Here is a 9,668-nt window from a genome sequence, read left to right as displayed (position 1 = left end):
ATACAGCTTTTTTCATAGATTTATCCTCCTTGGTATTAAGTAAAATATTTTTATAAATCAGTCCATAATCTTAAACAAAAGGACTATAATTTCTTCCATCATATACGATTTCATCATATCCTTTAGGATCAGTATTTCCCTCTGTACTGAATATTAAAACTGTTGAATTTTCGTCTAAATTCATAGCTTTTCTTATATCGGCAAATTCATACTTTTCCATTAAAATAGATAAAAGACCAGTTCCGACTGCACCTGATTCACCAGAGATAATTTTTTTATCGTCATTTATAGGACTTGCCAGTACTCTCATTCCTCTAGCAGTTACATAATCTGGACAAGCAGCATAGAAGCTTGCATAATCTCTCAATATAGGCCATGTAGCAGTATTTGGTTCACCGCAGTTAAGACCAGCCATAATTGTCTGTAGGTCACCTGTAACAGCGTGAGGCTTTGAGTCATCTGCAAGTGCAGATTTATAAATACATGCCACAGTAGCAGGTTCAACTATAGTGGTTATAGGCGGTTTTTTATCGAATCTATTGACCATATATCCAAGCACACTTCCTGCCATAGAGCCAACGCCAGCTTGTAGGAATAAATGAGTAGGTTTTTCTATTCCAAGCTCGTTTAATTCATCTAATGCCTCCTTCGCCATGATAGTATAGCCTTGGCTTATGAAGTTAGGAACATCTTCGTATCCATCCCAAGCAGTATCTTGAACTAAGTACCAGCCTTTTTCATCAGCTAGAGAAGACGCTTTTCTAACTGCATCGTCGTAATTTAAATCAGTTATTGTAACAGTAGAATTTCCCATGCTTTCGATAGCTTTAGCTCTAGCTAATACACTACCCTTAGGCATGAATACAACAGATTTACAGCCTAGCTTATTTGCAGCCCAAGCCACTCCTTTACCGTGATTTCCATCGGTAGCTGTTACAAATACTATATCCTTTAATTTTTCTTTTATTTGTTCTGATTGAAGGTCTTCAAATGTTGTAGAAGAAGGATCTAAATTTAATTTATCGCATACAATTCTAAATATAGCGTATAAGCCACCAAGGCCTTTAAATGCATTAAGACCGTATCTGTAGGATTCATCTTTTACAAAAATGTTTTTTACGCCTAATTTTTTTGCTAGATTGTCTAATTTAACTAGTGGTGTTTTTTCGTAGCCTTCTATAGACTTATGAAATTTTTCAACATCGTTTACAATAGCTTCTGTTAAAAAATCTACGTCAGTTGAAGGGTCTGTTTCAGTAGAAATTATACTTATTCCAAAATGTTCTTTGTATTTAATCATGATAAGTCTCCTTATAATAAATTTTATAATAAAGGTTTTCCCATTAATATAATTATATTTTATAAATTTACCTATTTCTACCTAAATATTGCTGATTTATATAACTACAATATTTTATAAATAAAATATATGATACAATATTGTTAACTATAAAAAAGTAAGGAGGAAATATTATGGATAGCCTTTTAATGACAGGATTTGTACTTACTGTCGGCGTTATGGCGATTTTTATAAGTATAATAAGCTTTGTTTTTATGATTATGTATCAATTGAGGAAAAAAGTTAAAGTCAATAATTATGTTAAGTTAATAATATTATTAGCTTTTATAATAGGTATGGTATTAGCTTTTGTATCATATAGTAGATTAGATTTAAAATCGCTTGGATTTTAGTTATTTTTGTGTGGATATTGAAAGTATTTAGTTGTGTAAATTTTGGAGGAAAATATGGACAAAAAGATTGATTTGACAGAAGGGGGAATTGTAGAAAAGCTAGTAAAAATAGCCATCCCTATAATGGCTACCTCCTTTATCCAGATAGCATATAATTTAACCGATATGATGTGGGTAGGGAGAAATGGAAGTGACTCAGTTGCAGCAGTTGGAACTGCTGGTTTTTATACATGGCTTGCCATGGCATTTATTTTGTTTTCAAAAATTGGAGGAGAAGTAAAGGTCGCACAGAGTATGGGTGAAAAAAATATAAAAGAGGTTAAATCCTATATAAAATCATCTATAGAATTAAATATATTTTTATCTATAACGTATAGCTTGATTTTAATTATTTTCAATAAACCTTTTATAGGTCTTTTTAATTTGGGGGATAATCAAGTAATAGCTATGTCTAGGAGTTATTTAATAATAGTAGCATGTGGAATGATTTTTTACTTTATAAATCCAGTTTTTACATCGATATTTATAGGTCTTGGAAATAGCAAGACTCCTTTTAAGATAAATACAATAGGCCTTATTGCAAATATAGTTTTGGATCCAATTATGATATTTGGTCTTGGGCCTATACCAGCACTTGGAGTGAATGGGGCAGGTATTGCGACTGTGACATCTCAGATTATAGTTAGCTTTGTATTTATAAGTATTATAGTGAAAAATAATGAGGAATACTTCAAGGTAAAGTATTTTAGAAATATAGAGTGGAAGTATTTTAAAATTTTATATAAATTAGGATTTCCTGTAGCTATTCAAAATGCATTATTTACGCTTATATCGATGGCTATGGGTGTTATAGTGGCGTCGTTTGGACCAGTGGCAATTGCAGTTCAGAAGGTAGGCTCTCAGATAGAGTCAATTTCGTGGATGAGTGCAGATGGGTTTGCGGCTGCTTTATCGACTTTTACTGGTCAAAATTACGGAGCTAGCAAATACGATAGAATTGAAAAGGGAAGCAAAATAGGTATAATAGGAGCTTTGATTTGGGGAACTGTGACATCGGCAATTCTAATATTTTTAGGAAAAAGTATATTTAGTGCATTTATAAATGAGCCTGATGCTATTTTAAAGGGAACAGATTATTTGAGAATATTGGGTTATTCTCAGCTACTTATGTGTATAGAGATAACTGTTACAGGTATTTTTAAAGGATTAGGTAGAACATATATACCTTCCTTTGTGAGCATAACTTTGAATTTGGCTAGAATTCCTATGGCGATTTTACTTAGCAGAGCGAGTTTACTTGGGCTTAATGGAATTTGGTGGAGTGTTACAATAAGCAGCAATTTCAAAGGAATATTTATGGCATTGATTTTTATAGTGCTGTATAAAAGCAAAAAGCTTTATCAAAAACAAAGCTCGACTGAGGATAAATCTGAGAGCTGTTTAGATTGTAATTAAAATGAACTGGAGATAACAAATTATCTCCAGTTTTTTTGAATATATGTAAGTTATGGAAATAGCTGATTTGTATTGCAAGCATTTTAAAATTTGAATATAATCTACCTACAAGAATTGATAATCATTATCTATAGATAAATAAAATCATAACGGAGGAATAAATTATGAAAAAAATAAAAATACTAGCAATGTCGTTGATAGCGATATTATCGATGATGCTATTTACAGGCTGTTCAAATAGCGATGAAGCAGCAGAAGAAACTAAAATGAGAGTTGTAGAGACTTCAAAGGGAGAAGTAGAAATACCGGAAAATCCAAGTCGTATAGTAGATATTTCTGGAAGTAGTGAGGAATTAGCTATATTGGGATATACTCCAGTAGCAACTGCTAACGTAGATTCTTATGATACAGAAAACGTACCATCTTATATGGCTGAGGCTTTTAAAGATGTAAAAGTAGTTGGACATTCAATGAGCGATACTATGGATATAGAAGCGATAATAGAAGCTGAACCAGATTTAATAATAATGGCGCCGAGACAAGAAAAAATATACGATGAACTAAAAGAAATTGCGCCAGTTGTAATGCTTGAGGATTACTCAAATGATTGGGAGAAGAATTTAGAACAAGTTGCTAAATTATTCGGAAAAGAAGACGATGCTAAAAAATGGTTAGATTCTTACTATGAAGAAGCTAAGAAGGTTGGAGATGAAATAAAGAAATCTAAAGGAGATAAATCATATGTAGTTGCTCTTGCATCTTCAGGACAATTTATGATATTTACAGAAGGTGGAATGGGAACTATTTTAAAAGAAGATATGGGACTTAAACAACCAGCAAACATGCCAAAGCAAGATAGCATAACTCTTCCGACTGTCAGCATAGAAGGTCTTACAGAAATAGATACAGATAACATAATAGTAATCGGGATGGAATCTGATAAGCAGGATTTAGAAAAAGACAGTGTATTTAATGAGATAAGAGCTGTAAAAGAAGGAAACTTTGTATTCTTAAATGCAAGTCCGTTCTTCTCACAGGCTTACAATCCAATGGGAAGACAATTATTGTTAGAAGAAATTAAAAAAGCTTTAATATAATAACATGAAAATCGAGGTTGATTTTAAATTAGGTGAATAAATTTATTTATTCACCTAGTTTAATTTAGAGGATAAATTAGAAAATTCAAAAAAGGAGTGAATTGTTTGAATAAAAGAAATTCGTATATTTTGATAGTTTTAGGGCTTATGCTACTGACTTTGGGAATATTCATATCGGTATCTATAGGTGCTAAGGATATAAGTTTTTCGACTATGGTAGATAGTTTATTTACAAATAACGGTGATATAGAATCGAAAATTATAAGAGATGTCAGAATACCTAGGGCGATTGCAGGTATGTTGGTCGGAGGATTTTTGGCGGTGTCGGGTGCAATCATGCAGGGGATAACTAGAAATCCAATAGCAGAGCCATCGGTTATAGGTATAACTCAGGGTGCTACATTTATGGTGGCTGTGGCCTTAGTTTTACAGCAGATAAATCCTAATATAGTTGTAGGTGGATTTTCACTAATGGTATTTGCTTTTTTAGGAGGAGGTATAAGTGGATTGTTTGTTTATTTCGTAAGCTCAAGGTCGATTGGCAAGGTAGATCCTGTGAAGCTTACTTTGGCTGGGACGGCGCTTGGAACACTGCTTATATCGTTGGCGACTGGAGTCTGTATGTATTTTAACTTGTCGCAGCAGTTGAGCTTTTGGATATGTGGAGGATTTATAGGAGTTAAATGGCAGGGAGTGAAACTGCTTTTAATAGTGGGGATTATCGGTATAAGTCTTGCCATGATTTTATCTAAAAAAATCACCATCCTTAGCTTAGGTGAGGAGGTGGCTATAGGTCTAGGTGAAAATACAAACCGTACGAGATTTATAGCGTTGATAATAGTTATTTTGCTGACAGGGGCATCTGTTTCTGTAGCTGGAAATATAATTTTCGTCGGACTTATAATCCCTCAAATAGTCAAAAAAATAGTTGGTGTGGATTATAAATATATAATTCCTTGCTCGTTTGTGATGGGAGCTGTTTTGTTGGTTTACAGCGATGTATTTTCTAGGCTTATAAATCCACCTTATGAGACGCCAATAGGATCTTTAACGGCGCTTTTAGGAGTTCCTGTTTTTATATATCTTATCAGAAAGGATATGAATTAATATGAAGAAAAATAAAAAATTTACGATTATAGTATTCGTTTTAATAGCTCTTATATTTTCGACCTTTGTAATCAGCTTACATCTAGGATCATCAAATACAACGCCTATGGATGTAATCAAGACTTTGATTGGTCTTGGAACAAAGAATCAAGAATTGGTAATTTTTAAATTGAGATTGCCGAGAATAATTATGGCGGTTTTAGTTGGAACAGCGCTTGCAATTGCTGGAGCTATTTTGCAGGGAGTCACGAAAAATGATTTGGCGGATTCAGGTATATTAGGTATAAATTCTGGAGCTGCTTTGTTTGTAGTTATGTATATGTATTTTTTAAATGGAAATGTATACGACGGAATAAGTAATTTCACTATATACACTATGCCTATAGTTGCTCTTATAGGAGCTTTATTTGGATCGTTTTTAATATATGTACTGGCTTGGAATAAGGGAATAAATTCATCGAGATTGCTGTTAATCGGAATTGGGATAAATACAGCTTTTCTTGCATTGCTTACAGTTTTTCAGTTGAAATTTACGACTCAGGAGTTCAACAGAGTAGTGGCATGGACTAACGGAAGTATATGGGGAGCGACTTGGAAATACGTATTTATAATCGCTCCTTTTGTAGCTGTGTTTGGAGTATTTGCGTTTTATAAATCTAGATATCTAGATGTTTTAAATCTAGGTGACGAGATGGCTGTAGGCCTTGGAATAGATGTGGAAAAGGAAAGGCGAAAATTAATTGTAGTGGCAGTCGTTTTAGCGGGAGTTGCAACTTCAGTTGCTGGAAGTATAGCATTTTTAGGACTTATAGCTCCACATATAGCTAGGAAATTAGTTGGTCCTGCTCATAAAAGACTGATACCAGTTTCAGCATTAGTCGGCGCGTTTATTTTGCTGGTATCAGATACAATTGCTAGAAATGTATTTGCACCGCTAGAGATACCAGTTGGGCTTGTAGTTTCTGTGATAGGAGTACCGTATTTTATTTACTTGATGATAAAGACAAATTAATTGCTAAGGAGGAAATTCATGACAAATTCAATAGAGACAAAAAATATAAATATTTCTTATGGAAATGTAGATATAGTAGAAAATTTAAATTTAGAAATACCAAAAGGAAAAATTACGACGATTATAGGTGCAAATGGATGCGGTAAATCGACGATTTTAAAGACGATAGCTAGAATTTTAACTGCAAAAAGTGGAGAGATATATATAAATTCTAAAAATATAAAGAAACAAAGTTCTAAGGAAATTGCAAAAAATATGGCTGTTTTACCTCAAAGTCCACAGGCTCCAAATGGATTGACAGTAGAAGAACTGATTGCCTATGGAAGATTTCCACATAAAAGCGGATTTAGGTCAGATAAAAAAGAAGATAAAGAGATAGTCGACTGGGCGTTAAAGGCTACAGGAATATATGAATTTAAAAACAGAAAAATAGAGGATTTATCTGGAGGCCAAAGACAGAGAGCTTGGATAGCTATGGCTTTAGCCCAAAAGACAGATATACTGCTTTTAGATGAGCCAACAACTTATCTAGATTTAGCTCATCAATTAGAGGTATTGGAGGTGCTAGACGAATTAAACAAAAAATACAACACCACAATAGTAATGGTAATACACGAGCTAAACAATGCAGCTAGGTTTGCACACCATATGATAGGCATCAAAAAGGGAAAAATTTGCTGCGAGGGAAGTCCAGAAGAGGTCATGACAAAGGAAAACCTAAGAGAGCTTTTCAATATAGATAGTGAGATAGTAGAAGATCCTAGAACTAAAAAGCCAGTTTGTATAACTTACGATATGGTTAGGTAGGAGTGTTATTATGGACAATTTAGCGAAGGACAATATAAGTAAATTACTATTTAAATACTCTATACCAGCTATATTGGCTATGCTAGTCACTTGCTTGTACAACACAGTAGACAGAGCTTTTATAGGCTCGATGGAGGGAGTAGGAGCATATGCTATATCTGGTCTTGGAGTTACGATGCCTGTGTTTACTCTAATAGGAGCATTTGGAATTGCTGTGTCAGTTGGAGGTAGCACGAATATATCTATAGAATTAGGTCGAGGCGAGATAAAAGAAGCTGAAAAAATTTTAGGAAGCACTTTTGCACTTGAAATCCTAGGTGGGATTGTATCTATGGTAGTATGTCTTGTGTTTATAGATCAGATTTTATATACATTTGGGGCGAGTGATAATACTATTATTTACGCAAAGGAATATATGGCGACAATGCTTATGGGTTCTGTTATAAATTTAGCTGGATTTAGCTTGAATGCAGCTATAAGGGCTGATGGCAGACCGAAGCTTGCTGCTACAATTATGATAACTTGCTCACTGCTTAATTTGGTTTTCGACCCGCTGTTTATATTTTATTTCGGATTTGGAATAAAGGGTGCGGCAATAGGGACTGTTATATGTCAGTTTATAAATTTTGTATGGACGACTTATTATTTCACTAGAGGAAAATCTAATATAAGGTTAAGGTTGGAGAATGTAAGATTAGATAGAAAAGTAATAGTCGCTATTTTGACTGTGGCAGCTACACCATTTTGTATGGAAATTGTGACTGGATTTATACATCTAGTTACAAATAAGTTTTTGCATGCATATGGTGGAGATTTGGCGATAGGAGCGATGACTGCTATTACATCGATATCGTTGATGTTTTATATGCCTATATTTGGACTGAGTCAGGGAATGCAGACCTTGATAGCTTACAATTACGGTGCTAAAGAATTTGCTAGAGCTAAAAATGTATTGATGCAGGGGTTATTTGTAGCGGTTGTGTTTTTAACTTTAGGACTTTTATCGATTAAAATTTATCCAGATATGTTTGTCGGTATATTTACCAAGGATATAGAATTACAGAGAATTTGTCTAAGTGGTATAAATATATATTTAGCTACTATGCCGTTAGTTGGAATTTGTATACTTGGACCGATATATTTTCAGTCGATAGGAAAAGTCAAGCACTCTATATTTTTGACTTTGTTAAGACAAGTTATATTATTTATTCCAATTATAAGCGTAGTATCAAAAGCTATGGGCATGAAGGGTGTTTGGTTAAGCCAACCTATAGCCGATATTTCAGCAGCTTTGATAATAGGCGTGTTTTTAGCCAAAGAAATCAGAGGAGAAACTGCATTAAACTACAAAAATGATTATAATATTAAATAAGGTATGAAATTATCTAGGTAAACGCAGAATATATTTATCGGGATAATTTTGGGGAGTAAATAATTTTTTCGGAGGAAAATATATGAAGTTAAAAATTATCGATAAGGAATTTGCAATATGTCAAGTTGAGAAAATTTCAGATATCAATTTTGATGATGAGTTTTTATTTATAGGTAAAACAGACAATGAGCTTTCTTTAGTTTGCCAAAGTGAATCTATTCCAAAGGACGCTTTGAAGATCGACGATGGATGGGTTGGATTTAGAATAGAGGGAACTCTAGATTTTTCGTTGATAGGCATTATATCTAAGATATCAAAGATATTAGCTGATAGCAAAATAGGAATATTTACTGTCTCTACATACGATACAGATTATATCTTAGTTAAAAAACAAAGTATAGAAAAGGCAAAAACTGCTCTTAGAAATAACGGATATATTATAGATTAATATCAATACAAATATCACCAACCGTATTATAGTGGTTGGTGATATTTGTATTTTATATTCGAGCTTGAATTTTTATATCCATATCTAGAGCATTTGCGTATTTAATAAATGTATCTAAAGTAGGAGTATTTCCACCTATAGTTTCAATTCTAGATATCATTTGTTGAGTGAGACCACTTTTTTTTGCGACTTCTTTTTGAGTAAGACCTTTTTTCTTTCTTATTTCTAATAATTCTTTTCTTAGTTGATATTGTTGTTCAAACTCATCACAGTATTGTTTTAAATTTGTGTCTTTTTTTAATTCATTTTCTAGTTCTTTTTTAGGATCACATTTCACGAATGGCATAAAATCACCTCTTTATATAAATTTTTTATCTAGTTCCTTTTCTAATTCTCTAACTCTATCAATAGCTTTTTGAAGTTCAAAATATTCAGCTTTACCCTTTTGTTTTTTACAAGCATGAACTATGTATAAATTGTCTATATCAGCAACTATATACTATGGTGCAATAATTATTTATGTTCATTGGATTACCTTTCTTAATATTATATGATTTATTAATATAATTATACATCAAAAATGATGTATAAACAATAAAATTTATAAATAAAAAGGAAAAATTAAAAAACTTAATTATAGTTAAGGTTAATTTAAGGAAAGAAGATTATTATATAATC

Annotated in this window: 10 protein-coding genes; 8 read left to right on the top strand and 2 right to left on the bottom strand. The window is 32.8% G+C overall.

Annotated elements, in window-relative coordinates; translation table 11 throughout:
• Positions 1–70: 70 nt before the first annotated feature.
• Positions 71–1,300 carry a diaminopropionate ammonia-lyase gene (gene dpaL, locus ACI3VO_RS16300; RefSeq protein WP_439758924.1) on the bottom strand — a complete coding sequence of 410 codons (1,230 nt, stop codon included), beginning with the start codon at positions 1,298–1,300 and terminating at the stop codon, positions 71–73.
• Between the two features lie 173 nt (positions 1,301–1,473).
• On the opposite strand from dpaL, the gene ACI3VO_RS16295 reads away from it, so the two are divergent.
• From ACI3VO_RS16295 to ACI3VO_RS16260, 8 genes are all read left to right on the top strand, one after another.
• Positions 1,474–1,692, top strand: coding sequence for a hypothetical protein (locus ACI3VO_RS16295; protein WP_439758923.1), 219 nt, complete (start codon positions 1,474–1,476; stop codon positions 1,690–1,692).
• Between the two features lie 54 nt (positions 1,693–1,746).
• Positions 1,747–3,147 (top strand): MATE family efflux transporter, encoded by a 1,401-nt coding sequence (locus tag ACI3VO_RS16290; protein WP_439758922.1) that lies wholly within the window; start codon positions 1,747–1,749, stop codon positions 3,145–3,147.
• A gap of 164 nt (positions 3,148–3,311) precedes the next feature.
• On the top strand, positions 3,312–4,244 hold the full coding sequence (locus tag ACI3VO_RS16285; RefSeq protein WP_439758921.1) for an ABC transporter substrate-binding protein: 933 nt from the start codon (positions 3,312–3,314) through the stop codon (positions 4,242–4,244).
• A 105-nt stretch (positions 4,245–4,349) separates the two neighbouring features.
• On the top strand, positions 4,350–5,351 hold the full coding sequence (locus ACI3VO_RS16280) for a FecCD family ABC transporter permease (RefSeq protein ID WP_439758920.1): 1,002 nt from the start codon (positions 4,350–4,352) through the stop codon (positions 5,349–5,351).
• Between the two features lies 1 nt (position 5,352).
• Positions 5,353–6,363, top strand: a complete 1,011-nt coding sequence (locus tag ACI3VO_RS16275; protein ID WP_439758919.1) for a FecCD family ABC transporter permease — start codon at positions 5,353–5,355, stop codon at positions 6,361–6,363.
• Positions 6,364–6,381: 18 nt separating this feature from the next.
• On the top strand, positions 6,382–7,170 hold the full coding sequence (locus ACI3VO_RS16270; protein WP_439758918.1) for an ABC transporter ATP-binding protein: 789 nt from the start codon (positions 6,382–6,384) through the stop codon (positions 7,168–7,170).
• A gap of 10 nt (positions 7,171–7,180) precedes the next feature.
• A complete protein-coding gene (locus ACI3VO_RS16265; RefSeq protein WP_439758917.1) occupies positions 7,181–8,542 on the top strand; it encodes an MATE family efflux transporter in 1,362 nt (453 codons plus the stop codon).
• Positions 8,543–8,624: 82 nt separating this feature from the next.
• Entirely contained in the window at positions 8,625–8,990 is a 366-nt protein-coding gene (locus ACI3VO_RS16260; RefSeq protein WP_439758916.1) for an ACT domain-containing protein, read from the top strand.
• Positions 8,991–9,042: 52 nt separating this feature from the next.
• Here ACI3VO_RS16260 and ACI3VO_RS16255 read toward each other — a convergent pair whose 3' ends face one another.
• Positions 9,043–9,336: a helix-turn-helix domain-containing protein gene (locus ACI3VO_RS16255; protein ID WP_439758915.1), complete on the bottom strand. Its 294-nt coding sequence runs from the start codon at positions 9,334–9,336 to the stop codon at positions 9,043–9,045.
• Positions 9,337–9,668 lie beyond the last annotated feature (332 nt).

The organism is Intestinibacter sp., assembly GCF_051866655.1.
Lineage (GTDB): Bacteria > Bacillota > Clostridia > Peptostreptococcales > Peptostreptococcaceae > Intestinibacter.
Note: the sequence above shows the minus strand (reverse complement) of the source record. Positions and strands in the feature narration are given on the sequence as shown.

What these genes read in the sequence shown, in the direction of transcription:
- ACI3VO_RS16290 (WP_439758922.1), top strand. Translation starts at nt 1,747, where the DNA reads ATGGACAAAAAGATTGATTTGACAGAAGGGGGAATTGTAGAAAAGCTA.
- ACI3VO_RS16255 (WP_439758915.1), bottom strand. Translation starts at nt 9,336, where the DNA reads ATGCCATTCGTGAAATGTGATCCTAAAAAAGAACTAGAAAATGAATTA.
- ACI3VO_RS16260 (WP_439758916.1), top strand. Translation starts at nt 8,625, where the DNA reads ATGAAGTTAAAAATTATCGATAAGGAATTTGCAATATGTCAAGTTGAG.
- ACI3VO_RS16275 (WP_439758919.1), top strand. Translation starts at nt 5,353, where the DNA reads ATGAAGAAAAATAAAAAATTTACGATTATAGTATTCGTTTTAATAGCT.
- ACI3VO_RS16265 (WP_439758917.1), top strand. Translation starts at nt 7,181, where the DNA reads ATGGACAATTTAGCGAAGGACAATATAAGTAAATTACTATTTAAATAC.
- ACI3VO_RS16285 (WP_439758921.1), top strand. Translation starts at nt 3,312, where the DNA reads ATGAAAAAAATAAAAATACTAGCAATGTCGTTGATAGCGATATTATCG.
- ACI3VO_RS16270 (WP_439758918.1), top strand. Translation starts at nt 6,382, where the DNA reads ATGACAAATTCAATAGAGACAAAAAATATAAATATTTCTTATGGAAAT.
- dpaL (WP_439758924.1), bottom strand. Translation starts at nt 1,300, where the DNA reads ATGATTAAATACAAAGAACATTTTGGAATAAGTATAATTTCTACTGAA.
- ACI3VO_RS16295 (WP_439758923.1), top strand. Translation starts at nt 1,474, where the DNA reads ATGGATAGCCTTTTAATGACAGGATTTGTACTTACTGTCGGCGTTATG.